The following is a 26,981-nucleotide window of genomic DNA, read 5'->3' on the forward strand; positions in this document are numbered from 1 at the left end:
ACAAAGGACTCTTGTCCGGTGCATAAAAAACCCCCGCATTATTCTATATGCGGGGGTTTTTAGTGAAAAGACTCTTTACGGAACGGAAGTGATAAGCTTTTGAATCGTACTGAGTGCTTTTCCCGTTCCGATTGCTACTGCTTCAAGCGGGTTCGGAGCAGTATGGACTGGAACATGCAATTCTGAACTTAGCCATTTCTCGATTCCGTGAAGAAGGGCGACGCCGCCGGTTAAGACGATGCCGTGGTCAATAATATCGCCGCTAAGTTCCGCAGGACATTCTTCGAGCACAGTTCGAATCGCGCTAAGAATTTGTGAAAGCGATTCTTCCATCGCTTTTTGCACTTCTGTAGAACTCAATGGAACGGCTTTAAGAAAACCGGTCACTAAATCACGGCCATGAATGGTCATTGTTTTTTCTTCATGAGCAATTGGTGCATGGCCAATTTCGATTTTAATTCGTTCCGCTGTCTGCTCGCCAATGAGCAAGTTATAATGTTGCCTTACGTATTGAATAATATCCTCGTCGAGTTGATTGCCGCCGATGCGAAGCGACTGGCATGCGACAACTCCGCCGAGAGAAATAATCGCTGCCTCTGTTTTGCCGGCTCCCAAATTAACAACGACATTTGCCACTGGCTCATCTACTGGCAAGTCGGCGCCGATCGCCGCAGCGATTGGCTCCTCGAGTAAATATACTTGTTTGGCACCGCAATGTTTTGCTAATTCATAAAAAGAGCGGCGTTCTACGGAAGTAGAATGAAATGGAATGCTAATGACAACATTTGGTTTTTTAATGGAAAAACCGATGCGCTTGCTAGCGAGCTTAAACACTTGTTTTAGCATTGTTGTCGTTTTGTCAAAATCTGCAATAACACCATGTTTTAATGGATATATTGTTTCAACATTATTAGGTGTTTTACCGATCATCATTTTTGCTTCCGTTCCAATGGTGAGCACTTCATTCGTTTGGACGTCGAAAGCGATCACCGCTGGTTCGTTAAAGACAATTCCTTTATTTTTACTATATAGCAGTATATTCATCGTTCCTAGGTCGATTCCAATCTCCGACGAACCGAACATTGTCAACACCTGCCTTTAATATACTTAAAAAATCTACCGAAAGAAGTAAAAAAAGCATAACTATAAGTTCACACATATATAACTTTCGACTTATTTCTCACATTTATGACTATAAAATGACGAAATGTATCAATTGTTAAGTTTCTCCACATAAATGAACATTAGAAAAAAATTTTTTTATTTTCATGTATAAAATAACAAAAAAGGGGGAATAAATAGTAGCGAAAAGTTTTCCAAGTATTCCCCCGATCCCCTATGAATATATAGAACGCCCTCCTAATAAAGGAGGGCACTTTTTTTGAAAAATGAAAAACTCTCCTACATATCAAGTATGTTTACTTAATATGCCAGAGAGTTTTTCATGCTTCCCTTATAACCGTTTTGCTCCAACATATTTTGACTTCCAATAAGAATTATTTAAACTGTCAATTTTTACTCCTTTGGATGTAGCATGAATAATTTGGTTGTTCCCGATGTAAATTGCTACATGAGAAACGCCTGTTTTGGTTTTAGATGTATTAAAGAACACTAGGTCGCCCGCACGTAAGTTTGATTTATGTACCGTTTTTCCTTTTTGATACATTTGTTTGGAAGTGCGCGGTAAAATTTTTCCGATTTTTTTATGTGTATAGTAGACAAATCCCGAACAATCAAATCCTTTTGGTGTTGTCCCGCCATATCTGTATGGAGTGCCGATCAGTTTTTTCGCTTCAGTGATCAGTAATTTTGAGTTTCCAGCTGCTTCCGTACTAGAAGTGTTTGTAAATAAGGAAGAAAACATAACTAAAAAAGATAGTGAAACTAATGCGATGAATTTTTTCATTTTCCGTAAACCCCCGACAACAATTTTTCCAATTCGACTTTCCATGGCTATAGTATAACAAAGGAATTACCGCTGTTCTTTTACAGTTGAATTAAATAATATTACAGAAAAGTTACAAATATGTGACTTGGTGCTAAGTTCTCATATAAATTTTTGCTATTAAGTAGTGTTTTTTGTCGATAAATGAAAATATAACTAATCATAGTACAATACTTATGTACCAAATAATTGCGAATGATGTCGTAAAATGTCGAAAAAATAGGAATGGGGTGGGGAGGAAGGGCAGGAATAATGCTTCTATAATGTTCATGAGAAGCCGAATTTAAAATAATATGGTGGTCACTTATGTCGAAAGAAATCGAATATACGTTGTTTGTATTGATTGCTATATTCATTGTTCTTGTTATACATCTATGGCTCTATCGTGTCGTGAAAAAGAAGCTATCATTATCGCTTTTCCAAATTGCGCCTCGGTTAACAGTAAGTTTTTACATGATTGCTGCGGCATTGCTTTTTAGCGGAATCATCTATATCAATTATTTAGAAAAAGAAGAACATAAGGAATATGAAGAAGGTGCCAGGAATTTGGCAAGGTTGTTGGCTGACGGTTTGTCAAATATGCATCATGAGCAGTTGAATGAACAAACAGATGAAAATGATGAAACTTATGTTCATATTTTACAAATGATGGAACAATGGCAAAATGATCATTCCGAAATATTGAGTATGTACACGTTAAAAAAGAATGAACGAGGGAATTATTACTTTGTTGTTGCCTCGGAAGTGGATTACAAACGCAAGGGGAAGATAAATGATAAGAGAGAGCAGCATTTGCCGATCGGTACGGTTTATCGCACCTATATTCCCGAGCTTGAACAGGCTTTTCAAGGAAAATTTGCTATGGAGAAATACCCTACGAAGGATGAATGGGGAGAAAGCATCGGTGTGTTTATGCCGGTATTCAAACAGGATGGAACGGTAGACGCGGTTTTAGGGATTGGTTATGATGCAAAAATATATAAGGAAAGACTAGAAAAAGAGCGTCAGAAAGGGATGTGGATCTGTTCCCTTGTTCTCCTCGTCTGGAAGGCGTTTTATTTATTAGGTATATATATGCAAGTCGAACGGAAGTTGTTTGAGAAACATAAGCAAGCACTAGAAGTGAGTGAAAATCGTTTTAAACGATTGGCGGAAAGTATAATGGAAGGAATTATTGTACATGCGCATGGAAAGGTAATCGAAGCTAACAAGGCTGCATGCCGGTTGTTCGGATATGTAGAAAGCGAACTTATTCATATGCCGGTTCAAGATTTAATGATTCTTGAATCGTTGAAAAAGATAGAACATAATGATCAAGAAGAGCTCTATGAAATTCAATTGCGGAGAAAAGATGGGACCATTTTTCCAGCGGAAATGGTTCAACGTGAGTATGACTATGACGGCAGAAAGGTGAACGTCACTGCGATCCGTGATATTACAGAACGAAAGAACAATGAAGATAAGATGCATTATATCGCTACTCATGACGATCTGACAGGTCTGCCGAACAAAGAGGCATTGCATCGCGCCATCACGGAAAAAATTCAAGAAGCGTTTGATCGTCAGGAAGAAGTGGCGATTATGTTTCTTGAAATTAGCGGTATGAAAACCATTAACGATTTTTACGGATATTCCGTTGGCGATCAAGTGTTGCTGCAAATTGTAGAAGAGTGGAAAAAACGAAGTTGTAAAGATGTCTTGTTAGGAAGATGGAGCGGAAATGAATTTATTGCTATTTTGTCGGGAAGCACAAAAGAAAAGGCGACAGCTGCAGCAAATCAGTTTAGCGAAATCGCTGATGAGCCAGTGATCGTTGAAGGTCGTGAACTATATGTTACGATAAAAATTGGAATCAGTTTATATCCGCAAGATGGAATGGATCCAAAAACACTAATTCGAAAAGCGGATATTGCACGGTACAAGTTGCGTCAAAAACCGGCAAGTCAATTTTTGTTCTTTGAAGAGCCAATGGCTCGAGTAATTCAAGAAAAAATTGGGATGGAGAGAGAATTGCGCCGTGCGTTGGAAAAAGGAGAATTTGAGCTTTATTATCAACCGCAAATTCAGTTAGACACCGGTATGGTGACAGGAATGGAGGCGCTGATTCGCTGGAATCATCCAGAAAAAGGATTGATATCCCCTTATGCGTTTATCCCTGTTGCAGAACAAACGGGAATGATTATACCGATTAACGAATGGGTAATCCGCATGGCATGTCAACAAACGAAACAATTGTTAAATGATTTTCCAAATTTATCGGTGTCTGTAAATTTATCTCCGTATGAATTTGAAAATCGCCGCTTTGTTCATAAGCTTATGAAACTATTGGAGGAGACAGGACTGCCGCCACACCATTTAGATTTGGAAATTACGGAACGAATGACGATAGATACAGAAAGAGCGATTACTATTTTAAAAAGGCTAAAATCGATCGGCGTTACGATTAGCATGGATGACTTTGGAACAGGATATAGCTCGTTAAGTTATTTAACAGACCTTCCGATCGACCGTTTAAAAATTGACCGTTCATTTGTACGAAACATTCAAGGAAAAAAAGAGGCGATTTTGCCATCTATTATTCGCCTCGGGCATAATATTGGCGTGAAGGTGCTTGCCGAAGGAGTAGAGACAGAAGCGGAAGTCGCATACTTAAAGGATAAGCATTGTGATGAAGCACAAGGATATTATTTTGCGCAGCCGTTATCGTATAAGGAGTTAAAAGCGTTTTTGTATGAACATCGCTGTAAAGTGCTGCAAGCATAGGAGATGAAATGATGGATATTATTTGGAGAGTTGCTGAAGATAAAATCCGTGAAGCGATGAAAAACGGCGAATTTGACAATCTTCCCGGCTTTGGAAAACCGCTTGAACTGGAGGATTTGTCCCATATTCCAGAAGATTTGCGAATCGGTTATTTGATGTTAAAAAACGCCGGCTACGTCTTTGAGGAAGTCGAGTTAAAAAAAGATTTAATGACGCTAGAAGATTTGTTGCGCTGCTGTGAAGATGAAGACGAAAAAGAGAAATTAAAGAAGAAGCTAAATGAGAAATTGTTGCGGTGGAATGCGCTCATGAAAAAGCGAAATAAAACAAATTCCCAAGCATTGCGCGACTACCAGCGGCGAATTGATGAAAAATTTCGGTAATCTAGGGAAAGCTTGCAGTTTTTCCACAGCAAGCTTTTTTTGTTTTTTATGCAACGTTTTTAGAAAAAAGGGGAAAATATCGTTAGGTTTTGCGAATTTGTTTTCTCGCCTGATAAAGAAAACAAACAGCACTTGCAGCAGGAAGCCGATTCAGTTATTAAAAGGAGAGTGGAAATGGAATGAAAAAAATGTGGCTTTCTTTTGCGATAGTGATGATGCTCATCATCCCGACAGGAGCGTTTGCGGTACATGAGAATGCAAATGTAAAACAGCGAGACACGGAAGCAATCGGTCATGTGCTTGCAGGACATATGTTCAAGCATGGAGAATTAGATGAACAAAAATGGATGAAAATAGTCAGACAATATACGCCAGACCAAGCGGATGAATGGCAAAAGGTGCTTGATGAGCGGAAAACGCTAAGAAAACAAATGCAGGACGAACAAGTGAAAAAAGCGTTGAAAGCAAAATGCAAGGAAATGAAAAAGAAGCGTGAAGCAGCGCTTGACCAATTAATTGATCGTTTCGCTAATAAAGAAATAACGAAAGAACAATTTAAACAAGAATTGAACCAATTACATAAACGGAAAAAGTGGATGTCAAAAGAGGAAAAGCAAAAATTGCGCAAGCTTCATTATCAAACATATGAAGCGATGAAGGAAAACGACAAAAATGCCATGGCCATGTTATTGCCCCAATGGCTGGAGCATATGAAAAAAGAAAATGAACGGTTGGCAAAATGGATTCAAGCAGCAACGCAAAGATAATATAATGGAGAAAAAGGCCGTGGGTTTCTACACGGCTGTTTTTTATAAAGGGGAAATTCGTATGGGATATCCGGTTATGCTAAATATCGCAAATCAGCACGTTGTCGTCATCGGCGGCGGAAAGGTAGCGGAACGGAAAATTCATGGATTGCTTGAAGCAAAGGCAAACATTACGGTTGTGGCTCCTACGATTACATCGGGAATTCAACAGTTAGAAGCAGCTGGAAAACTTATTTGGCGACAAAAAACGTTTTCTCCTGACGATTTGGAAGAAGCATGGGTTGTGATTGCCGCAACGAATAATCGGGATGTCAACGAAGCGGTGGCGAAAGCGGCGAAGCCTTATCAGCTTATTAACATTGCCGATGATCCGGAACGGTCCAATTTTCATGTTCCTGCGGTCATAAGGCGCGGCAGATTGACGATTGCGATTTCGACAGGCGGCGCAAGCCCGACCATCGCCCAGCAAATTCGCCGCCAGCTTGAGGAACTGTACGATGATGACTACGGACGGTATATCGATTTTCTTTACCAATGCCGGCAATGGATTTTACGAAATGTGCACGATGAACAAAAAAGGAAAAAATTATTTAAAGCAATTGCGGATGAATCATTTCGGAAGAGGGGGAATTGGGTGGAAGATTTAAAACATTTACTTAGGCAAATAGATAAATAGAAAATATTGACATAACGAGCAATACTGTATATATTGTATATATACAGTATTGCTTTTTTATTTAGAAGGAATGAGTGATGACGATGAATATTATTATATCTAACTCATCAGATGAACCAATTTATCAGCAAATTGTAAAACAAATAAAAAACCTTATTATCAAAGGCGAACTTTCGGAAAATGAAATGCTGCCTTCTATAAGGACTCTGGCAAAGGAACTGCAAATAAGTGTTATTACGACGAAAAGGGCATATCAAGAATTGGAGAATGAAGGCTATATTGTTACGGTACAAGGAAAAGGAACCTTTGTGGCGGCTCAAAACAAAGAGTTATTAAAAGAAAATCAGCTAAAGATGATTGAGGAAAAGTTAACAGAAGCAGTCGAAGCAGGAAAATCGATTAATTTAACCATGGAAGAAATGCAGGAAATATTAAAAGTCATTTATGAGGAGGTATAATATGGAACCTATTTTAGAGGTCAGAAATTTGCGAAAAGAGTTCCAAGGATTTTCATTAAAAAACGTTAGTTTTGCTTTGGAAAAAGGATATATTATGGGATTTATCGGTCCAAATGGAGCAGGAAAAAGCACAACAATTAAGCTAATTATGAACCTTATTCATAAAGATGGGGGAGAAATTCAAGTTTTTGGCCTGGATAATGTGAAATATGAGAAAGAAATAAAAGAACGGATCGGATTTGTGTTCGACGAAAACTATTTTTATGATGAACTAACCATATCAGAAGTGAAACGAGTAGTTGCATCTCTTTATAGAAAATGGGATAACGAGCTATTTAATAAATATGTAAAGGAATTTTCATTGCCTTTAAAAAAGAAAATTAAACATCTATCAAAAGGAATGAAAATGAAACTTTCCCTTGCAATAGCATTATCCCATCATGCCGAATTATTAATAATGGATGAACCTACTTCAGGGCTTGATCCAATTATTCGAAGCGAACTGCTTGATATACTGTCCTCTTTTATACAAGACGAAAACAAGGGCGTGTTTTTTTCTACGCATATTACTTCCGATTTAGATAAGATAGCGGATTACATTACATTTATTCATGATGGGGAAACTATATTTTCTTGTACAAAAGACGAAATATTTGAAAACTATGGGCTTGTTAAAGGGCCAAAGGAATTGTTACATAGCGATATACAGTCACTTTTGATTGGTGTTAGAGAAAATCAATTTGGATTTGAGGCATTAGTGAAAGATAAGCAAAAAATAAAAAGAATGTTAGGAGACAAAGTTATTGTGGATAAGCCTTCTCTTGAAGATATTATCGTGTATTTTCAAAGGGGGATGTAACAAATGTTTCAACTTATATTGAAAGATATACTACTTCTTAAGAAAACGCTTTTATTTGCCGCAATTTATATTATAGTGATGATCATATTTTTAAAACAAGATAGCGCAGTTGTTTTTCTTGTTAGTATTATTGCGGTGAATTACATACTAATACTATCAGCATGTGCGCATGACGATAAAAACAAAGCTGATATTTTGTTAAATAGTTTTCCTTTAACAAGACGGACTATTGTAATGGCAAGATATTGTTCTATATTTGTTTTTACCATCATTGCTATTGCGTATTACCTAGTGATTGCGTACATATTGCAAATGATAGGTCCTTCTATCCAGGTTCACAGTGTTTCACTCGAAAGTATAATAGTTGCGTTATGTGCTGTCATTTTTATTAACAGCATTTACTTTCCGGTGCTTTTTAAAGTTGGATTTATTCACTCTAGATTGGTGAGTTTTGCTTTATTTTTCGGCACATTTGCGCTTGTTCCAAAATTTTTTGAACAAGCTAATCATCCATTTATTCAAAATGTGGTTCATTATCTTGAACGTCTTTCTGATGTCGAAGTGATGGCAATCGTCATAGTGGCGATGATTTCATTATTGACGATTTCCTTTTTCCTTTCGTTACAGTTTTACCGCAAACGTGAATTTTAGCATAAAACTTGTTTTATCAGAATGTGGGGGAAGAAGTATATTTCACAAGCAGGTCTGCTTCAATAAAGATCGACCTGCTTGTTTCTTCTCAATCATCCCATTTATACGTCCAAAACCGCTCGGTCTTCAGCCATTCTAACACGTCGCCGCCGCGTTTTTTCGCCGCTTTCATCAATCCTTCCGTTTGTGAGCGGTGCGCTTGGATGGCAGCAAGTTTTTTTTCGATGACCGAACTGACATCACGGATGACATCTGGCTTGCCCAAGTCTTGCTCACAGTTTTTTGCAAATGCGACGCAGTGAACGACAGGGCGCTTGTCTTTCGGAAGGCGCTTGAGAGCGCGAATAACGGCGGCGCCGCATGCGTCATGATCAGGATGGACGCTATAACCAGGGTAAAACGTAATGACAAGCGATGGATTCGTTTCTGCGACAATTTCTCCGATTCGATCGGCAAGCAATTCTTCATCCTCAAATTCTATCGTTTTATCGCGGTATCCAAGTAAGCGCAAGTCATGGATGCCGATAGTTTTACATGCTTCTTCGAGTTCTTTTTTGCGAATGAGAGGAAGTGTTTCACGGTTGGCAAATGGCGGCACTCCCATATTTCTTCCCATTTCCCCAAGGGTTAAGCAGGCGTACGTAATCGGTGTGCCACTTTCAGCGTGCTGCGCTAACGTTCCAGACACTCCAAACGCCTCGTCGTCGGGATGGGGGAATACGACTAATATATGTCTTTCCATGAAAATCACTCCTTCATTAAAATGGCTCGTGGCTTAATTGCAGTGCAACAGCCAGCCTTCCTTCATAATCGTGCCCGGCTAACAGCAATTGTCCTTTCTCTGTCATTTCCCAGTCTGTTAATCCTTCCGCATACACCCAGCCGAAATCAAGTTTTAAGCCGACACGATACGGCCCGTTTCCAACGATTTTCCCGCGGCTGAAACGAATAAGACCGTTGCGAATATAAGCTCCAGCAGAAAAAAATCCTTCATTATGGTGAGAAGCATATGCTCCATTTGTCGTCTCTAAATGAATATATACGTCTTGGTTGGCAAAGCGGTTTAATGCGGCTTGCACTTCCCAAACATCAATCGGCTGCAAGCGAATCCCTCCTGCTATTTATTTTCTATTATTTTACATGAAACGAGCAAAAAAACGAAAATATTTCGTCTATCGAACTTCTTGATTATAATAAAAGAAGACAGTTATTGAGACTCATCAAGCTTCGATTTTACGCCAAAATAGAGAAGAGGTGTTATTGATGAGTTTTCAAGGAAATGGCATAACGTTTTTAAACTTTGACAATACGTATGTTTCGCAAAAACAGCTTTTTCATTTTCCACATGAATGGATCGATTTTACCGATTTAGCACATACAAACTTGTATTGTGAACCCGAATCATTACGCGAGATTGAGAGACGCATACGTCTTCGTAAACAAAAAGGAGCGGTGTTCATCGGAAACGGAAACTATCACTATGTTTCTTATTTGCTTATTCAAGAAATAAAGGAGCCTTTTACTCTCGTTTTGTTTGACCATCATACGGATGTTGGAACTGGGGATGTTCCTGTTATTTCGTGCGGTTCATGGGTATCGTATGCGCTAAAGCATCCTTATTTAAAAAAGGTGGTTATGATCGGTCCAAAACCTTCACAACAGTATCTTCGTTTATCTTCTAATATTACTGTCTTCCCAATTGATCATTACGATATTTCTCCAAGCATGCTTTTTTCCGTCATTCCTACTCATTGTATATATATTAGTATTGATAAAGACGTGCTTTGCCGTGATGATGCGGTGACAAACTGGGATCAAGGAACGATGCCGCTTTCGTTTTTGCTTTCCTGTCTGCGTCATCTATTATTCTATAAAAAGGTAGTAGGTGTGGATGTGTGCGGTGAATATCCGCAAGCTTCCATTGATGTTTTTAACCCTGTTTGCCGCGAAGCGAATCGAAAAAACGAATATGCGAACCGATGCATTATTGAAACGTGTTTACACTACACATCTACACATCCCCTTCCTGCGTAATTGCTCACCATCATACAGTAGCATTATAGATGTAAGTTTTGCCTTTTGATCAAAGAATCACGATGTTTTTCGGCTGCGCATAAGCGTGATTGAGGCAAGCCACGGCCTTGCCCCGGACAGACGAAAAATCTGCGGCAAACTTCTTGTCCGCCAGAAGTTGAATCTTCCAGATAAACTTATATTACAAATAAAAGAGCTGTATCTATTTGCAGCCCCTTAGTACATGATGCGAAATTGCGTTTCATTATTAATAATTGGAATTTCTTGTGCGGAAACATCGGTTACTTTCGCAAAAAGCGTTCCTTCTCGGATCGTGTCAATAAATAACTGGATCGCCTCTTCATTTCCTTGTACTTCAAGTTCCACTGTTCCATCGTCATTGTTTCTGACCCAGCCTGTCAATTGCCGTTTTAGTGCTTCATATTGGGTAAAATACCGGAATCCCACGCCTTGAACGCGCCCATGAACGATTAAGTGAAACCGTTTCATATTGCTCGCCCCTCGCCATCTTTTTTCTATTCTCATCATACAATAGATAGGGGATTTTGTATATGTGGATGTAAGATAAGAGGGAGGACGAAAAGCGAAAGGGAGCTTGGCGATGTTAAGCTCCCTTATTCGCTCGTAACAATATTTGTGCGTTTTCTTTGATCATATTCTGCAAAAAAGGATGGTATCCTAAATAGTTGCATAAAATCCACTGTTTATTGGATGAAGAAAGAGAACGGAGCTGTTTTTCAATTGTTTTCATTAATACGCCAGTAAATAATAAATAAGGAACGACGAAAATTTTTTTGTAGAAAGAACGGCTTGCTTCATATAAACCGTCTTCCAATGTTGGCCGGATGGCGGCTAAAAAACATATATCAACGCGCGGGACGTTTGTTTTTGCTTGAAGCAGATTAGCGATCGCGGTGATATCACGCTTTGTATCCGGATCGCTGCTGCCGCGTCCGATAAGCAGAATCATCGATTCATGGTCTAGCGGCACTGCTTGTTCTTTTATCCGGTCTACAACAATATCAATCATCATTTCATGCACGCCAAACGGTTCTCCAAGCACGATTTCTAAGTGGGGATGGCGCTGTTTTGCTTGCCGGATTGCCTCTGGAATATCATGTTTAGCATGTCCTGCTGATAAAAGCAGAAGCGGGAGAACAACGATGCGAGATGCCCCTTTTTGAACGCAAATATCGATTCCAGTGACAATATCTGGATAGGCAAGTTCAATAAAACAAAGTTCTTGAATGGGAACATTGATATTTGCCTTGCATTGTTCTACAAAGTTACTTGCTTCCGCGCGAGCTTTGGCGATGCGGCTGCCGTGACAGACGTACAATATCGCTTGCATATTCCACCTCGTCATAATGCTGCGTTAGCGGCCGTCTGTTGTTTTTGAAGAAGCTGTTCAAACCATTGAATGTTTTCGCGAAGTTTTACGACGTTCCCGATAATAATCATGCTTGGATTTTCGATCTTTTCTTTTGCGACAACCTCAGCGATCGTCGATAAGGTAGCAGTTACAGTCCGTTGTTCGGACATGGTTCCCCATTGAATGACCGCAACGGGGGTTGAAGGAGCTTTCCCGTATTGGATGAGCTGGCTGCAAATATATGGGAGATTGCTGATGCCCATGTAAATGGCAAGCGTATCAATGCCTTTCGCGAGATTTTCCCATTTGATTTCTTCTTCGCTTCCTTTCCGCTTATGACCGGTGATGAAGGCGACGCTAGAGCTGAAATCTCGATGGGTGACAGGAATACCAGCGTAAGCAGCAGCGGCGATTCCAGAAGTAATGCCGGGAACGATTTCAAACTCGATTCCATGTTTCGCAAGCGCCTCTGCTTCCTCACCGCCTCTGCCAAATACGAACGGGTCGCCGCCTTTCAAACGAACAACCGTTTTTCCTTTTTTGGCGTACCGAACGAGGAAATGATTAATGGTTTCTTGCTGCATGGTATGGTAACCCGGCAATTTGCCGCAAAAGATGAGTTCTGCATCTTTTTTCGCATAGGATAACAGCTCTTCATTGATGAGGCGGTCGTATAAAATAACATCGGCTTGCTGGATGCATTTGAGGCCTTTTATGGTAATTAGTTCAGGGTCACCAGGGCCCGCTCCAACTAGGTATACTTTTCCCATCTTTGTTTCAGCCCTTTCTCGTTTGCATGTTTTTTATGAAGAATGGCGGGGTTCGCTGTAGACAACGAACCCGCCTCCGCGACGAATCAGTTTTTTTTCATGTAGAGAAATATCCGTATAATCAGGAACTTTTAAAAAATGTTTTTCTAATTCTACTTCGACGAGGCGAAATGCTTGTTCATCATCGTTTGCGGCAATGACGACATAGATGATTTCTGTTTTTGTTGTTACTTCAAATCGATAAAGAAACATTGCTGTCACCTTTTATGCTACCGTGCTGACTTGCGCTAAAATGCTGTCTAGTTTTGTTTGCAACGCTTCTATTCCAACGCGATCTAAGTAAGCTAAGAATGTTTCGCCCGGCAATTTTGTTTCTTTGAAATAGGTTAATAGCTGCAAAAGCACTTCGGAAATTCGTTCCGCATCTACTTTTCCTTTTAATTTTTGATTGTATTTGCCGCCGTTGTAGAGCGTGCCGCCGACGTAAATTTCAAACGCTTCAATCATGCCTCTGTCTTTTGTTTTTGTTTTGATTCCTTGCAGGCCGATATCTCCAATTTGCCGTTGGCCACATGAGTTTGGACAGCCAACCATATGAATGCGTACTGGAACGTCCAGTTCTAAATGCTGATCTAAATATTCAGCGACGCGCCGCATCCGTTCTTTCGTCTCGACGAGCGCCAAATTGCAAAATTCAGTGCCAGTACAAGAAACAGAATAGCCGGTGAATGTGTTCGGACGGATAGAAATCCGTTCAAACACTTTTTCCTGTAATACAGCGTCAACATATTTATCTGGAATATTTGGAATAATTAGGTTTTGTGAATTGCATGTGCGGACTTCGCCGTTGCCGTATTGGCGGGCTATGCGCGCGATTTCGAATACTTCATCCGCGCTCAAGCGGCCAACTGGCACATTAAAGCCGATGAAATTTAATCCTTCTTGTTTTTGGCGATGGACACCATAGAAGTAACCAGGATTCCAGCCTTTTTGCACATCTTCCCCTTTGGATGGGAGAGGCCCCGTGAGCTCAATTAATTTTTCTTTAAATTTATCAACGCCCCAGTCAGCGACAAGGAATTTGAGACGGGCGCGATGGCGTTTTTCGCGATAACCGTAATCGCGGAAAATCGTTGTGACAGCAACAGCAACGTCTTTCACGCGATCTGGCGTTACGAACACATCTAACGTTTGGGCAAGGTACGGAGCAGACGATAAACCGCCGCCGACTTTCACATGGAATCCGAGCACTTCTTTGCCGTCGATCACTTTTTTCGCCGGTGTAAACGACAAGCAATGGATTTCTGCGTTAACCGTGTTGTAGACGTTGGCGCTGATTGAAATTTTATATTTGCGCGGCAAGTTGGAGAAGTCTTCATTGTGTTGGAAAAATTCATATACTTCGCGGACGATTTCTCTCGTGTCGAACAGTTCGTCCGGATCGATGCCGGCAAGCGGATTGCCGACGATGTTGCGAGTGATATCGCCGCAGGCGCCGGCGGTAGATAACCCAACTCGTTTTAAACGATCAAAAATATCAGGAATTTGTTCGATTCGCAGCCAATGGAATTGAACAGATTGACGGGTTGTAATGTCAAACAAACCGCGTCCGTAATCACGGGCGATGCCTGCTAACGTTTCGAGCTGCTCGTTAGATAAAATTCCGGAAGGAACACAAACGCGCATCATAAAATAGCCATCTTCTTTTGGGCGTTGCAGGTAAAGCCCTGCCCATTTGAAATAATCCCATTCTTCTTGCGGAATCGAAGAGAATCCATGCTTTGCATAATAAGGAATATCTTCAAAAATTTTTAGTCCATCTTTTTTAAGCTTTTTTAATTCCATTTTGTTTAATTTCGGATTATCTGCCCATACTTTTTCGTATGCCATTTAAAGCTCCCCCTTTATAAAGTTTCGATCGCGCAAGTAAGCAAGCACTTGATTGGCGCATTCATCGATCGTGTAACGATGTGTTTCAAGCGTTAATTCCGGAGAAACAGGTGCTTCATACGGAGAGTCGATACCGGTAAAATCGCGAATTTCTCCATTTCTTGCTTTTTTATACAATCCTTTTGGATCACGTCTTTCACACTCTTCTAACGGGCATTTCACATAAATTTCGATAAACTCATCTTTTTCTACTAAATGGCGAACAAGCTCACGATCTTGAGCAAAAGGAGAAATAAATGCCGTTAAGACGAATTGCCCGCTGTCAACAAACAGCTTGGCAACTTCACCGATGCGGCGAATATTTTCGGTGCGATCTTCTACGGAGAAGCCAAGATCTTTATTTAGCCCGTGGCGAATGTTATCGCCGTCTAATACATAATTTTGAATGCCAAGGTCAAATAACTTTTTCGACACGGCATTGGCGATTGTGGATTTACCGGAGCCGGAAAGTCCGGTAAACCATAAAATCGCGCTGTGATGCCCGTTGCGCTTGCGGCGGTCTTTTTTTGTAATTGACGTTTGGTGCCAAACGATGTTCGTGCTCAAGCTTTCTCCTCCTTTAACGTGTAGATGAGGTGACAGCCTCGCGCTGCTGCAATCCTTTAATCAATACTGCCGCGACTTCCGGACGGCTGAACGTGCTTGGCGGCACTTGGCCATTGCGCAGCATTTCCCGTACTTTTGTGCCGGATAATACAACATGGTATTTCGGATCATGCGGGCATGTTTTCGTCGACGCCATTCCTTCGCATTTCGTGCAATAAAAGCTATGTTCGAAAAACAGCGGCGTAATGCCAAGTTCTTCCGGCGTAAAATTCAAGAAGATTTTTTGCGCATCATATGTGCCATAGTAATCACCGACGCCGGCATGGTCGCGGCCGACAATGAAGTGGGTGCAGCCGAAGTTTTTGCGCACCATCGCATGGAAAATCGCTTCCCGTGGCCCGGCGTAGCGCATCGCTGCCTGGAATACTCCTAAAAACACGCGGTCTTTCGGATAATAGTTTTCTAACAATACTTGATAGCTTTCCATGCGGATGTCCGCAGGGATGTCATCCGCTTTTGTTTCGCCGACGAGCGGGTTTAAAAAGAGGCCGTCGACAATTTCGAGCGCGCATTTTTGGATGTATTCATGGGCGCGATGGACAGGATTTCGCGTTTGAAAGCCGACCACCGTGTTCCAGCCAAGCTCGGCAAAACGCTTACGTGTTTCGGCCGGATCGAAGTAGAATGGAGCGAAACGCCCTTTATCAGTGCGTTTTACTAATGTAATCGGGCCGCCTACATATACATTTGGCTTTTCAAATAGTTTCCGTACGCCTGGATGTTTGAGTTCCTCTGTTTTGTAAACGAGAAGTGCTTCTTTTGTTTTATCAGGTTGATAGATTTCTTGAATATCAATGACTCCATAGACTTCTCCGTTGTAAACGAGTTTGGCCGTTTCGCCGGCAGAAAGCTCTTTTGCCTTTTCTTCGGTTACAGCAAGGGTAATTGGAATGCTCCATACTGTACCGTTGGTTAAGCGCATCGTTTCAACGACAGAGTCATAATCCTCTTTTGTTAAAAATCCGGTAAGCGGGCTGTAAGCGCCTGTTCCGATCAATTCTAAATCACTTAACTCGGCATTTGTCAGCTCAATTTCTTTTGTCAGTGTATCCAATGGATAGCTAGGATTCCATCGATCGATTAATGTGCCTCCGTGTGGAATGCTTAAACTCATTGTTCATAACCTCCTAGAATCAATATTTCATATAGGAAAACTATGATTTATTGCGAAACGTCACCGCTGTTTTTGTATAATGATCGTTTTTCTTCGGCTATTGTTTTTTCAAGCTAATAATGCCAAAGGTGACAAGCCAAACCTTATGAGATGTGAAGGCCGCATTCTGTTTTTCCGTGGCCGACCCATCTGCCGGAACGTAAATCATTTGGATCGAGTGCGGGGGACGTACAAGGTTCACAGCCAATGCTTGGATAGCCGCGATCGTGAAGGACATTGTACGGAAGACGACGTTTGTATACATAATTCCATACATCTTTCCATGTCCAATGAATAAGAGGGCATATTTTTATGGATTTAAATTTGTCATCTTTATTTATATATTCTACATGGCTTCGTGTTGGCGATTGTTCGCGGCGCAGTCCAGAAATCCAAGCGGTTATTCCTGTTAATGCTTCGCGAAGCGGAATGACTTTTCGCAGTTCACAACATTTATTTGGGTTGTGTTTCCATAATTCATCTCCCAACTGTTGCGCTTGTTCTTCTAGCGATAAACTTGGTTTTTTCATGACGATGCGGAGAGAAGGATATTTTTCTTTTACTTTTTCGATTGTTTTGTACGTTTCGCGAAAATGGAGCCCGGTATCGAGAAATACGATTTCCGCATCTGGCTTTACTTGCGAAATCAAATCGATTAACACGATTCCTTCAACGCCGAAGCTACAGGCGTACACAATATCGTCCTTATATTGGCGGAATGCCCAAGTGAGGACATCAAGCGCCCCTTTTGTTTCATTATCGTGAGGGAATGAAGGTTTTTCTTCGGTTTCCCATGTTTGATAAGTGAGCATCTTTCTCCCTCCTTAAAAATCAAAGAAAATAAAGTGGATTAGTCGGTTATATAGGAATAGAAAGAGAACGAACGCTTATAAAAAACGCTCTTCCATTTTGGAAAGAGCGAAGAGGCCGCATATTTCACCTTATCTTCCAAAATGGCACCCATTTTGCTGGAATTAGCACCTTACTTTTTCATGAAGCAGGTTGCCGGAGTTCATCGGGCCAGTTCCCTCCCTCACTCTCGATAAGTTTGATGTAATTGATTAAAATTTTAACATAATTCACACAAAAGTCAATCCTAGTTTTTCGATAGGAATTAATTTTTTGCTGATATAACACAGTAGAGGAATAAAGAAATCAGGAAAGAAAAGGGCGGTTTGTTGTCCGACCTTTTCCATGCATGTCAACCGGATAATAGGGAATTATGCAAAACAGAGGATGCAGAAACGCGGATCGGCAATGTTACTTCGACGGTTGTTCCTTTATTCTCTTCACTCATAATCGACATCGTTCCACCGTGGTCTTCGATAATTTTTTTACTGATCATTATTCCGAGGCCAGTACCTTTTTCTTTTGTTGTAAAGAACGGTTTTCCTATTTTTTCTAGCTGTTCTTTTGGAATTCCGCAGCCTTCGTCGATAAAGCGGATAAGAACGGAATATTCATCCTTTTTTTGTGCCTCAATAAAAATATGTCCACCGCTTTTCATCGCTTCCATTGCATTTTTTAAGAAATTAATAAATACTTGCTTTAATCCGTTTTCGTCACATTCAATGAGAGGAAGAGATGGATCAATTTTTGTAATAATTTGGATGTTATGCAAAATACCTTGTGTTTCTAATAAAGTGGTGACATGTTGAAGCAAAACGCCAATATCACTTTTTGTAAATTTGGTTGCTTGTGGTTTTGCCAACACTAATAGTTCGCCTAAAATAAGTTCAATGCGCTGAATTTCTGATTCAATAATGTGAAGGTAAGGTTTTTTCTCGTCAAGTTCGAATTGCAATAGTTGTATAAATCCTTTTATGGCTGTAAGCGGATTGCGAATTTCATGGGCGATCCCAGCCGCTAGCTGGCCGGCAACTGAGAGCTTTTCCGATGTTCGAATGAATTCTTCTGTTTTTTTCAGTTCGGTAATATCGGTGAATGTCAATACCGCATCAACGACGGCTCCATTTTCCAAAACAGGCGTTACCGTATAGGAAACGGGGAAATGGGTACCATCTTTTTTCCAAAAAATATCTTCACTAATATGATATGTTTTCCCATCTTGAATGGCGAGATCAATTGGGCATTCATCAATAGAGTAAGGAGTTCCATCTTTTTTCGTATGGTGAATGATATCATGCGATGCTTTTCCAATGGCTTCTTCCGCTTTATATCCCGTCATTCGTTCTGCAGCTGGATTCCAGAAAACGATATTTCCATATTTATCAATCCCACAAACTCCTTCAGCAATAGAATTTAATATGAGTGTATGTTTATGATATAAGTTTTCCAGCTCTTTTCGGTAGCGATTGAGTTCCGTCATATTTTGGCCAATCACATAAATTCCTTTCAAGCGATTTCCATGAATTATTGGAATGGTTTTAAAATGCATGTCAATAATTTTTTCATTTTTATGCTTTACTTGTAAATCATATTCACAACTTTCTCCTTTTAATGTTCGTTCAAATTTTTTTTTTGCTTTTTCAATTTGGTCTGGGGCGATAAACTGAGTAAAATGTTTGCCAATATATTCGCTTGGTTTGTATCCAAGCATTTTTCTTACTTCAGGGTTGCCGGATATAAGTAGCCCATTTATGTCTAGCAGAAGAATCACATCAGGGTATTCGAAAAAAAGACATTTATGACATTGTTTATTTTCTTTTAATAAGCGGCTAATGATAAATGCGGACGCTGCCAAACAAAAGGCGCTGAGCACAGCAACGATGGAGCTGAACAAAAATCGAGTGAAAGAATCCGCCATATGGGGAAAATGTATTGACCAAACCACAAGGCTGATGATGCATATGATTGCTGCTGCAGAGAGCATGTAAATAGGAAATGTGTGGGCGAATAGTATTTTCAATAATATGTAAGAAACGATTACGGTAATGAAGAATAATAGAATGATAAATAACACGTAATGAATACCGCCAGAGATCATTTTTATTCTCCTCTCCCGCCTTAAAACATTAGAACTTAGACATAATTATACGAAAATAAAGATAATTTGAGTAGAACCAATAAAAAACGCTGCCCAAAGCGAAAAGGACAGCGATAGACGTTTCCGCCTTACATGGATACGTAAGTATGGCATTGTACATAATGAATCATTGAAAAACGACGTTTCCTTCAGCATTTTTTACTTTTTGCGTAAGTTTCCTAACTCCTCGGCGATGGCCTGCATCTCGCTTGGGCTAAACGTATTTTTTCTCATCACCATTTCATAAATGTCTTTTAGCTCATCATACCATTCCTCGGAGAAGTGGGAAGGTTTAATCGCATCAAAATTTAATACTTTTAGCTTTTCTTTTATTTTTTCTACCATGTACGCTACGTTTTCTGCCGACTTTTTGGATAAATCCATTTTTTTGCTCCTTCCTTGTAAAGGTTACATGTATTTTAACATACAAGGGAATACATTGCGCTAATATTTTTGTATATAATGGGGTCGAAAGGAGATGTGAAACAATGGTAAAAGTATTATTTGTTTGCTTAGGGAATATTTGTCGCTCGCCGATGGCGGAAGCGATTTTTCGACATTTAGTAAAAGAGAGAGGATTGGAAGGAAAAATCATCGTTGATTCAGCGGGAACAGGGAATTGGCATGTCGGAGAACCGCCGCATGAAGGTACACAGACGATATTAAAGAAAAATAAGATCGATTTTTCAGGAATTTGCGCTCGGCAAATTTGTAAAGAAGATTTGCAGGAGTTTGATTATATTATTGCCATGGATGCGGAAAATGTTGGGAATCTGCGACGATTAGCCGGATACAATAAAACAGGATTTATCGGCCGGCTTCTTGATTTTGTTCCAAATAGCGAAATTGCTGATGTGCCAGATCCGTATTACACAGGAAACTTTTCAGAAGTATATGAGCTTATCCGAAAAGGGTGTGAACATTTATTAGAAGCAATTATAAAAGAGAAAAAACTTTAAAAAGGGGGAAAAATAAGTGAAGAAGAGAAATGTATGGAAAGGTGTGATGATCGGGGCAGCAGTAGGAGCCGCATTTTCCTTGCTGATCAAAAGGGAAGAAAAGCAAGACCGTCTTTCATTGCCGATGAAGCTGAAACAATGGCGCCAATCTGTAGAAGAGATGGCAGAAGACATGGAGTTTATTATGGAAAAAATAAAAGATATTGCAGAAAAAACACCGGAAGTTATCGAATTTATAAAAGAAGCATATAGCTGGAAAGAGGATGATCGTCCCCGAATAAAATAATGAAGGGGGAACGAGAAATGATGATTAATTTAACGTTTATTCGTGAAATGGTGCGGCGTTTTCAAAAGGATGAAATTCCCCGTCTGTCGGCGGAATTAGCTTATTATTTCCTTCTTTCCCTGTTCCCATTTCTTATTTTTTTATTTACGTTACTTGCTTATTTGCCAATTCCACATGAAGATATTCTTTCCATAATACGTCAATATGCTCCAAAAGAAGCGCTTCATTTAGTCGAGGAAAACATTCGTCGGGTGATGGACGACCAAAACTGGAAATTGTTATCGTTTAGTATTATCGTTGCGATTTGGTCAGCTTCAAATGGAATGAATGCGATTGTCCGGGCGTTTAACCGCGCTTATGATGTCGAGGAAAATCGCCCCTTTTTTATCGCTCGTGGAATGTCGGTATTGCTTACAATCGGAATGATTTTTGTGATCATCGTTGCATTGTTTTTGCCTGTATTCGGGAAAACGATTGGGCTATTTTTATTTTCTGCATTTGGTTTTTCCCAAACATTTTTAATGACTTGGAACGCGTTGCGTTGGGTCATTAGTTCATTAATTTTGTTTGTTGTGTTTACCGCATTATATTATTTCGCGCCAAATAAGAAGCTGCGTTGTGCGAATATTGTCAGCGGCGCAATCTTTGCGACGGTTGGATGGATTCTCATGTCGCTTGCTTTTTCTTACTATGTCAACAATTTTGCGAATTATACCGCCATGTACGGAAGCCTCGGTGGAATGATTATTTTAATGGTGTGGTTTTATTTATCAGGGATGATTATTGTTTTAGGAGGAGAAATGAACGCGATTTTTGATTGTGAACGGGAAGGAAGAAAACGCACGCGTTAATATGCACAAACTTCCTTTCATAAACAACAAATTCAGGGAAATAGTAACGACTGTAAGAGGTTTGTTGAAGATGAGAGGGGGATTGTGATGACGAAACATACGAAAAAAGACGGCGGTACAAAACAAAAAGGAAAAAACAGACCAAAACATAAAACAAGCGGAAGCGCCAACGGCCAAAACGGATATCATTAGAAAAGCGTAGCGAGGAGGCTCAGACCAAACAAAGTTTGGCCTTGCGTGGGTTACTCAGAGAAGTTAACTCAATGTGTTGCCGCCACAGCGGGGCCGAAGCGTCGCGAGCCGATGGCGCCTGGAGCTAGACAATAATAAAAGCGGAGGCGGCGCGAACAGCTCTCGAAGCGAAATGTTCTTCGACTGCTGAAGTGCTTGCACTTCAAGGGAGAAGGTTATTTCGCACAAGAGAGCTAGCCGCCGAGCTAGACAATAAGAAAAGCGTAAGGCGCCCCATTTCGCCTAAAAGCTGCCCGCGTCCTGCGGGCAACGGCGAAATGTCGCCATCCTGGCTCCGCGACACGCGCTGGAGGACCCGCGAGGATAATGCTCCAAAAACAAAGAAAGCGCTGCAGGGGATCTACACGAAGACAACAAGCCTCTGCAGCGCCTCAACAAAGTGTTTTTATCGGTGGCGCAAAGAGATTATAAAAAAGAAAAGGACTGTCCTATGGCGGTCCTTTTATTCTGCGATTTCTTCATGATTGTAATAGTACAACTCATAAATATATTCGATTTCTGCGTCTGTCATATAAGCAAGTTGGTCTCTTGTAATTCCTCTTACTTTTTCGATAAATTCAATCATATTTTTTCGTTCTGCTCTAAGCATTTATTATCGCTCCCCTCCAGGTCGTTCTGTTTTAAAACAGAATATCGATTTCTTGCTATTATTATATAACAGAACAAAAAGAAAGGTCAATAATTTTTTGAAAATAAACACAAAAAAGAAGGTCATCCATGAGTGACCTTCTTTGTTTTATTCCATAACAGCGGCACAAAGACAAGGAAGAGAAGTGCGCTTATCGTAAAGAAAAAGTTGTGATTCGCCCCGAATTGAATCATTAAGCCGGTCATAAACGGACCGATCATGCTGCCAATGCTGTATAGCATACCACATAGTAAGTTTCCGGCTGGGAAGAGCTGTTTTGGCAGCAAATCTGCCATATACGTAATCCCGAGTGAAAACAAAGAACCGACAAACATACCGGCAATAAAGAAACAAACGGCAAGCCCGACAAGGGAGTGATGGAATAAATAAGCACTAAAAAAGCTGGCACTTCCGATCAATAAAGCAACGGAAATGACTCGTTTTCGCTGAAAACGATCACTTAATACTCCAAGAGGCAATTGAAAAATGATACCTCCAAGTGAAAAAGCTGGTAAAATAAATGCTACATGTTCTATACCAATATGTTCCCGCAAAGCGTAAACAGGGAAAATGGCATGAATCGATGCTTCCAAAAAGCCGTAAGTAAACGGAAGCAATAAAGCAACCCACGCGTATTTCCATGCATGAACGAAGCGTTGAAATGTGTGTGCCGAACCAGATTGTTCGCTTTCCTGCGGCCGTTCGTTTGGCAAGAAAAAGACGCTACACCAGCCTATAAGGCTAAGTAGCGATGATAAGAAAAACGGCAACGATTCATGGAATTGAATGAGTGACGCTAACAGCGGACCAGCTGAAAAACCGATGCCGAAAAATAGCCCGTATAGCGACAAGTTACGTCCTCGCCGTTGTGCGGGAGAAAAATCGGTAATCCATGTTTGTGTTGCGAAATGGAGCATATGGTCACCAATTCCGATGCAAAGGCGCAAGAAAAACCAAATCAAAAATGAATGAAAAGCTGAAAATAAGGCGAGCGATAATATTACAATAAAACCACCAAGGATAATCATAGGCCGGTATCCATATTTACGCAGCGGTTTTTCTAAAAATGGAGAGATCAATAGGACACCGATATACAACGCTGTGGCATGTATGCCATTTGCAGAAGAGGAAAATCCATGTTTTTCAAGCAATATAGAAAGAAGCGGCAGCAGCATCCCTTGTGATAAACCAGAAATAGCGACAATGCTGATTAAAATCCAAAAGCGCATTGCTTGATACCTCGTTTCTAAACATAACACTCGTTTAACATGGTACATAAGTGGATTGTATAAGGCAAGAAAAATAAAGGAGGGATTTTTACGTAAAGTGTTAAATACATATATTTGGGAGAATATTGAATAATAATGACGACCGTTATCCCATTGTCATACATAACATATGGTTCAAAAAATGCCGCTATTTTCTGATTGATCATCGAACGAATATAATGAGCCGTTCTAGATAAACTGAACGAGAAAGGTGGAATTATAACGGATGAATAAAGTATTTGCGCTGATGGTATGGATCGGCGTTCCATTATCAGTAATCGGCAGTTTTCTTCATTGGCCTGTGGTCTTGATGTTTGCGGTGTATTGCTTAACGATTATTGCTTTAGCAAGCTATATGGGACGCGCTACGGAAAGTTTGGCTATTGTAGCTGGACCGCGCATAGGGGGATTGCTTAATGCTACGTTTGGCAACGCAGTAGAGCTCATTATTTCCATTTTTGCTTTAAAAGCGGGACTCGTAGAAGTAGTGCTCGCCTCACTTACAGGTTCGGTGCTTGGCAACTTATTATTAGTGGCTGGCTTGTCTTTTTTTGTTGGCGGTCTTAAGTACAAGCGGCAGGAATTCAATGTATATGATGCCCGCCATAACGCCGGACTGCTTACGTTTGCCATTTTAGTGGCGTTTGTGATTCCTGAAGTGTTTGCGATGAACATGTCTAGTCAAGAAAAGCTATCTCTTAGTGTCGGTATTTCGATTATTATGATCTTTTTATATTTAGCGGCCTTATACTTTAAGCTTGTCACACATCGCGGGGTATATCAACAAAAGTCTGATGTAGTGGAAGAACATGAAGAACCAGAATGGACAAAAGGAAAGGCGATTTTGATTTTAGCGCTAGCAACCGCGGCAGTTGCCTACATATCCGAGAGACTTGTCCATACGTTTGAAACGGTGGCGGAATCGTTCGGATGGAGCGAATTGTTTATCGGGATTATCATTGTCGCCATCGTTGGAAACGCAGCGGAGCACGCCTCTGCCGTTATTATGGCATACAAAAATAGAATGAATATCGCTGTTGAAATCGCGATCGGTTCAACGTTACAAATCGCTATGTTTGTTGCGCCTGTGCTTGTTCTTGTTTCTTTACTCTTTCCAGAAAAGATGCCGCTTGTTTTTTCGCTTCCGGAATTGATCGCAATGGCGACATCTGTATTATTGACGATTGTCATTTCTAATGATGGGGATACAAACTGGTTTGAAGGGGCGACATTGCTCGCGGCTTATACGATTATGGGAATCGGCTTTTACTTGCTTTGATCCTCATGAGTATTTTCGTTTATCCAAAAAGGCTCTGCTAATCGGCAGAGCCTTTTTGTTAATAAATTTTTTTCTATACGGATAAACCGTATTTTTTTGAAAGAAAATAACGGTGAGAGTAGCAATGGAAAGGAGTCAGCATGATGAAAAAATGGAGTATTTGCCTTTTTATTAGTGCTTTTATGATGTATGCTACTACTTTCACCGCTGACGCGGCTTCCAAACAAGCACAGCCGAGCTCCGTAGTAGATATTACAAAAGAAAATACGTATCCAAATCCGACGCAAGATTTGCCGTATCTAGAACCAAGCAAATTTACAAAACAGCTCCTTGATTCAGCAAACGTAAAGATTGAGAATCCAGAACTGATCCGGCTTCTTAATGAATCTTCCGTTTCCAGTACGCCGTTTGCTATTGGGTACCGGGCAACGATTTATTTAGGACAATGGCCGCTTAATTATCAATCGTTAGAAACGTCAACGAATTGGGAGTATCAAAAGGTCAATACCAATTTTCTCGATAATCGTGGCGGCAATGCTCCACAAAGACTATATTACAGACAGGAAACGCAAAAGCATGTGCGCGGCGGTTTAACGGCACCAATTCCAAGCGAAGAAGCGGTGCAAAAAATGATGTTAAATGCGGCGATGAAAAAGACGAACTTGCCGTTAGCGTTTAGTACGGTTGTCGGGATTGGGACGAAAAAAGACCATCCATATCAAGTGCCTGCCAAAAAGCTTGGTTATTTGTATGCTTATGCGCCAGCCGTGAATGAAAAAGGGAAAGTTACCTATGGAGAAGTGTATGTTGTACTTAAAGGAAATAAAAAGAAAATTGTCGTGAAAAATGTAACAACACGAGGAATTGGCGCATGGATTCCTGTTCAGGACCGTCTGTATTTTTCATATGTTGTAAGCGAACAGCCACGATAAAACGTCAAGGTGATAACCTTGACGTTTTATTTTTTGATTCGCGCTTTTCGTTTCGTAAAATCGATATCAGAATAATAGGTGTTTTTAACAAGTACGTTCGGCCCAAGACATTGAACGGATGGACAATGACAAAGAAGCTGTTTTGCGATAGGGGAATTTTTCCATTTTTCGTATGCTTCTAATAGCGTATGATGACGGATGTTTCCAAGCACCGGCTCATCGCCGAAATCAGTCACAATAATATCCCCTGTAAAAATATTGACGTTTAGTCGGGAGCGCCCGTCTGGATCATTGCGGACGGTTACGTTTTTACTCGAATAAAGTCGTTTCAATAGCGCTAAATCTTCTTCGTTATCGCTGCAAGGGTAAAATGGAAGTGTTCCAAACAACATCCAAACATTTTCGTCACGAATATCAAGAAGATGATGAATTGCCTCCCGCAATTCGTCCAAGCTCAACGTTTCCAGCGCACTTGCAAAATCACTAGGGTACATTGGATGCACTTCATGGCGTTTGCAATGCATCTCATTAACGACTTGGCGATGAATTTTTTCTAAATGTGGAACTGTCCGCTTGTTTAGCATTGTTTCTGCGGAGACGATGACTCCCGCTTTAGCCAAAGCTTTCGCGTTTTCAATCATTCGTTCAAAATATTTTTCACGCTGCGCAACGCTTGGTTTGCGCTCCATCATCGCAAATCCGCCTTCGACAAAGTCATCGATCGTTCCCCAGTTATGCGAAATATGCAACACATCTAGATATGGAATAATTTTTTCGTAACGATCTAATTCTAATGTTAAGTTTGAGTTTAGTTGTGTCCGCACTCCACGTTCATGGGCGTACTTCAATAACGGAACGACATAGTTATTTACCGATTTTAATGATAACATCGGCTCACCGCCGGTAATGCTTAATGAACGTAGATGCGGAATTTCTTCTAGACGCTGAATTAATAAATCAAGCGGCAGCGCTTCTGGGTCTTTCGTTTGCAATGTATAACCGACTGCGCAATGTTCGCAGCGCATATTGCATAATGTTGTCGTCGTAAACTCAATGTTTGTTAGTTGCAATTCCCCATATTCTTCTATATCAAGATACGCTTCCCACGGATCAAACGATGGCGCAATAGGTTTCAGTGTTAATGAATTCATAT

Annotated in this window: 30 protein-coding genes and 1 riboswitch; of the genes, 13 read left to right on the plus strand and 17 right to left on the minus strand. The window is 40.5% G+C overall.

Annotated elements, in window-relative coordinates:
- Positions 1 to 75: 75 nt before the first annotated feature.
- Both mreBH and B9L23_RS02355 read right to left on the minus strand, forming a co-directional pair.
- A complete protein-coding gene (gene mreBH / locus B9L23_RS02350; RefSeq protein ID WP_012749130.1) occupies positions 76 to 1,083 on the minus strand; it encodes a rod-share determining protein MreBH in 1,008 nt (335 codons plus the stop codon).
- 370 nt (positions 1,084 to 1,453) lie between these two features.
- Positions 1,454 to 1,906: a C40 family peptidase gene (locus tag B9L23_RS02355; RefSeq protein WP_062754891.1), complete on the minus strand. Its 453-nt coding sequence runs from the start codon at positions 1,904 to 1,906 to the stop codon at positions 1,454 to 1,456.
- Positions 1,907 to 2,251: 345 nt separating this feature from the next.
- On the opposite strand from B9L23_RS02355, the gene B9L23_RS02360 reads away from it, so the two are divergent.
- From B9L23_RS02360 to B9L23_RS02390, 7 genes are all read left to right on the plus strand, one after another.
- Positions 2,252 to 4,708, plus strand: a complete 2,457-nt coding sequence (locus tag B9L23_RS02360) for an EAL domain-containing protein (protein WP_089096825.1) — start codon at positions 2,252 to 2,254, stop codon at positions 4,706 to 4,708.
- Between the two features lie 11 nt (positions 4,709 to 4,719).
- A complete protein-coding gene (locus tag B9L23_RS02365; protein ID WP_062679345.1) occupies positions 4,720 to 5,091 on the plus strand; it encodes a DnaJ family domain-containing protein in 372 nt (123 codons plus the stop codon).
- Between the two features lie 179 nt (positions 5,092 to 5,270).
- Complete coding sequence (locus B9L23_RS02370; protein ID WP_089096826.1) at positions 5,271 to 5,858, plus strand: hypothetical protein; 588 nt, start codon at positions 5,271 to 5,273, stop codon at positions 5,856 to 5,858.
- A gap of 61 nt (positions 5,859 to 5,919) precedes the next feature.
- Positions 5,920 to 6,534, plus strand: coding sequence for an NAD(P)-binding protein (locus B9L23_RS02375; RefSeq protein ID WP_211278789.1), 615 nt, complete (start codon positions 5,920 to 5,922; stop codon positions 6,532 to 6,534).
- A gap of 83 nt (positions 6,535 to 6,617) precedes the next feature.
- A complete protein-coding gene (locus tag B9L23_RS02380; RefSeq protein WP_089097463.1) occupies positions 6,618 to 6,992 on the plus strand; it encodes a GntR family transcriptional regulator in 375 nt (124 codons plus the stop codon).
- Between the two features lies 1 nt (position 6,993).
- Positions 6,994 to 7,851, plus strand: coding sequence for an ABC transporter ATP-binding protein (locus B9L23_RS02385; protein WP_089096827.1), 858 nt, complete (start codon positions 6,994 to 6,996; stop codon positions 7,849 to 7,851).
- 3 nt (positions 7,852 to 7,854) lie between these two features.
- Positions 7,855 to 8,502: an ABC-2 transporter permease gene (locus tag B9L23_RS02390; RefSeq protein ID WP_089096828.1), complete on the plus strand. Its 648-nt coding sequence runs from the start codon at positions 7,855 to 7,857 to the stop codon at positions 8,500 to 8,502.
- Between the two features lie 88 nt (positions 8,503 to 8,590).
- Here the strand turns inward: B9L23_RS02390 and bshB2 are convergent, their stop codons facing one another.
- Both bshB2 and B9L23_RS02400 read right to left on the minus strand, forming a co-directional pair.
- Entirely contained in the window at positions 8,591 to 9,244 is a 654-nt protein-coding gene (bshB2, locus tag B9L23_RS02395; protein ID WP_062754881.1) for a bacillithiol biosynthesis deacetylase BshB2, read from the minus strand.
- Between the two features lie 16 nt (positions 9,245 to 9,260).
- Positions 9,261 to 9,605: a YojF family protein gene (locus B9L23_RS02400; RefSeq protein WP_081188346.1), complete on the minus strand. Its 345-nt coding sequence runs from the start codon at positions 9,603 to 9,605 to the stop codon at positions 9,261 to 9,263.
- Positions 9,606 to 9,765: 160 nt separating this feature from the next.
- Between B9L23_RS02400 and B9L23_RS02405 the strand changes: the two genes are divergently transcribed.
- Entirely contained in the window at positions 9,766 to 10,536 is a 771-nt protein-coding gene (locus tag B9L23_RS02405; protein WP_089096829.1) for an arginase family protein, read from the plus strand.
- 216 nt (positions 10,537 to 10,752) lie between these two features.
- On the opposite strand, the gene B9L23_RS02410 is transcribed toward B9L23_RS02405, so the two are convergent.
- The 10 genes from B9L23_RS02410 to B9L23_RS02455 form a co-directional block, all read right to left on the minus strand.
- Positions 10,753 to 11,025, minus strand: a complete 273-nt coding sequence (locus tag B9L23_RS02410) for an acylphosphatase (RefSeq protein WP_081188342.1) — start codon at positions 11,023 to 11,025, stop codon at positions 10,753 to 10,755.
- A 115-nt stretch (positions 11,026 to 11,140) separates the two neighbouring features.
- Positions 11,141 to 11,887, minus strand: coding sequence for a sirohydrochlorin chelatase (locus B9L23_RS02415; RefSeq protein ID WP_089096830.1), 747 nt, complete (start codon positions 11,885 to 11,887; stop codon positions 11,141 to 11,143).
- 11 nt (positions 11,888 to 11,898) lie between these two features.
- Positions 11,899 to 12,678: a uroporphyrinogen-III C-methyltransferase gene (gene cobA, locus B9L23_RS02420; RefSeq protein ID WP_081188338.1), complete on the minus strand. Its 780-nt coding sequence runs from the start codon at positions 12,676 to 12,678 to the stop codon at positions 11,899 to 11,901.
- Between the two features lie 33 nt (positions 12,679 to 12,711).
- Positions 12,712 to 12,930, minus strand: coding sequence for a DUF3906 family protein (locus B9L23_RS02425; RefSeq protein WP_062679350.1), 219 nt, complete (start codon positions 12,928 to 12,930; stop codon positions 12,712 to 12,714).
- A 12-nt stretch (positions 12,931 to 12,942) separates the two neighbouring features.
- Positions 12,943 to 14,568 (minus strand): nitrite/sulfite reductase, encoded by a 1,626-nt coding sequence (locus B9L23_RS02430; RefSeq protein WP_081188336.1) that lies wholly within the window; start codon positions 14,566 to 14,568, stop codon positions 12,943 to 12,945.
- Positions 14,569 to 15,174: an adenylyl-sulfate kinase gene (cysC, locus tag B9L23_RS02435; protein WP_081188334.1), complete on the minus strand. Its 606-nt coding sequence runs from the start codon at positions 15,172 to 15,174 to the stop codon at positions 14,569 to 14,571.
- Between the two features lie 13 nt (positions 15,175 to 15,187).
- Positions 15,188 to 16,348, minus strand: a complete 1,161-nt coding sequence (sat, locus tag B9L23_RS02440; RefSeq protein ID WP_081188332.1) for a sulfate adenylyltransferase — start codon at positions 16,346 to 16,348, stop codon at positions 15,188 to 15,190.
- Positions 16,349 to 16,491: 143 nt separating this feature from the next.
- Positions 16,492 to 17,199 (minus strand): phosphoadenylyl-sulfate reductase, encoded by a 708-nt coding sequence (locus B9L23_RS02445; protein ID WP_089096831.1) that lies wholly within the window; start codon positions 17,197 to 17,199, stop codon positions 16,492 to 16,494.
- A 126-nt stretch (positions 17,200 to 17,325) separates the two neighbouring features.
- Positions 17,326 to 17,436: riboswitch (SAM riboswitch) on the minus strand.
- Between the two features lie 152 nt (positions 17,437 to 17,588).
- Positions 17,589 to 19,334, minus strand: coding sequence for a PAS domain-containing sensor histidine kinase (locus B9L23_RS02450; protein WP_081188330.1), 1,746 nt, complete (start codon positions 19,332 to 19,334; stop codon positions 17,589 to 17,591).
- A gap of 198 nt (positions 19,335 to 19,532) precedes the next feature.
- On the minus strand, positions 19,533 to 19,757 hold the full coding sequence (locus tag B9L23_RS02455) for a DUF1128 domain-containing protein (protein ID WP_012749148.1): 225 nt from the start codon (positions 19,755 to 19,757) through the stop codon (positions 19,533 to 19,535).
- A gap of 104 nt (positions 19,758 to 19,861) precedes the next feature.
- On the opposite strand from B9L23_RS02455, the gene B9L23_RS02460 reads away from it, so the two are divergent.
- From B9L23_RS02460 to B9L23_RS02470, 3 genes are read left to right on the plus strand one after another with little or no spacing between them, the layout of a single operon-like run.
- Positions 19,862 to 20,332, plus strand: a complete 471-nt coding sequence (locus B9L23_RS02460) for a low molecular weight protein-tyrosine-phosphatase (RefSeq protein ID WP_062754859.1) — start codon at positions 19,862 to 19,864, stop codon at positions 20,330 to 20,332.
- Positions 20,333 to 20,348: 16 nt separating this feature from the next.
- A complete protein-coding gene (locus B9L23_RS02465) occupies positions 20,349 to 20,618 on the plus strand; it encodes a hypothetical protein (protein ID WP_171699017.1) in 270 nt (89 codons plus the stop codon).
- A gap of 17 nt (positions 20,619 to 20,635) precedes the next feature.
- Positions 20,636 to 21,469: a YihY/virulence factor BrkB family protein gene (locus tag B9L23_RS02470; protein WP_081188328.1), complete on the plus strand. Its 834-nt coding sequence runs from the start codon at positions 20,636 to 20,638 to the stop codon at positions 21,467 to 21,469.
- Between the two features lie 694 nt (positions 21,470 to 22,163).
- Here the strand turns inward: B9L23_RS02470 and B9L23_RS02475 are convergent.
- Together B9L23_RS02475 and B9L23_RS02480 are read right to left on the minus strand one after the other, a co-directional pair.
- Positions 22,164 to 22,310 (minus strand): BH0509 family protein, encoded by a 147-nt coding sequence (locus B9L23_RS02475; RefSeq protein ID WP_062754855.1) that lies wholly within the window; start codon positions 22,308 to 22,310, stop codon positions 22,164 to 22,166.
- Positions 22,311 to 22,432: 122 nt separating this feature from the next.
- A complete protein-coding gene (locus B9L23_RS02480) occupies positions 22,433 to 23,578 on the minus strand; it encodes an MFS transporter (protein WP_012749154.1) in 1,146 nt (381 codons plus the stop codon).
- Between the two features lie 265 nt (positions 23,579 to 23,843).
- Here B9L23_RS02480 and cax point away from each other — a divergent pair, with 265 nt between their 5' ends.
- Positions 23,844 to 24,896: a calcium/proton exchanger gene (cax, locus tag B9L23_RS02485; RefSeq protein ID WP_089096832.1), complete on the plus strand. Its 1,053-nt coding sequence runs from the start codon at positions 23,844 to 23,846 to the stop codon at positions 24,894 to 24,896.
- Positions 24,897 to 25,039: 143 nt separating this feature from the next.
- On the plus strand, positions 25,040 to 25,828 hold the full coding sequence (locus B9L23_RS02490; RefSeq protein WP_062677529.1) for a YfkD famly protein: 789 nt from the start codon (positions 25,040 to 25,042) through the stop codon (positions 25,826 to 25,828).
- Between the two features lie 26 nt (positions 25,829 to 25,854).
- Here the strand turns inward: B9L23_RS02490 and yfkAB are convergent, their stop codons facing one another.
- On the minus strand, positions 25,855 to 26,979 hold the full coding sequence (yfkAB, locus tag B9L23_RS02495; RefSeq protein WP_062754851.1) for a radical SAM/CxCxxxxC motif protein YfkAB: 1,125 nt from the start codon (positions 26,977 to 26,979) through the stop codon (positions 25,855 to 25,857).
- Positions 26,980 to 26,981 lie beyond the last annotated feature (2 nt).

Origin of the sequence: Parageobacillus galactosidasius, assembly GCF_002217735.1 — a bacterium.
Classification (GTDB): Bacteria; Bacillota; Bacilli; order Bacillales; family Anoxybacillaceae; genus Parageobacillus_B; species Parageobacillus_B toebii.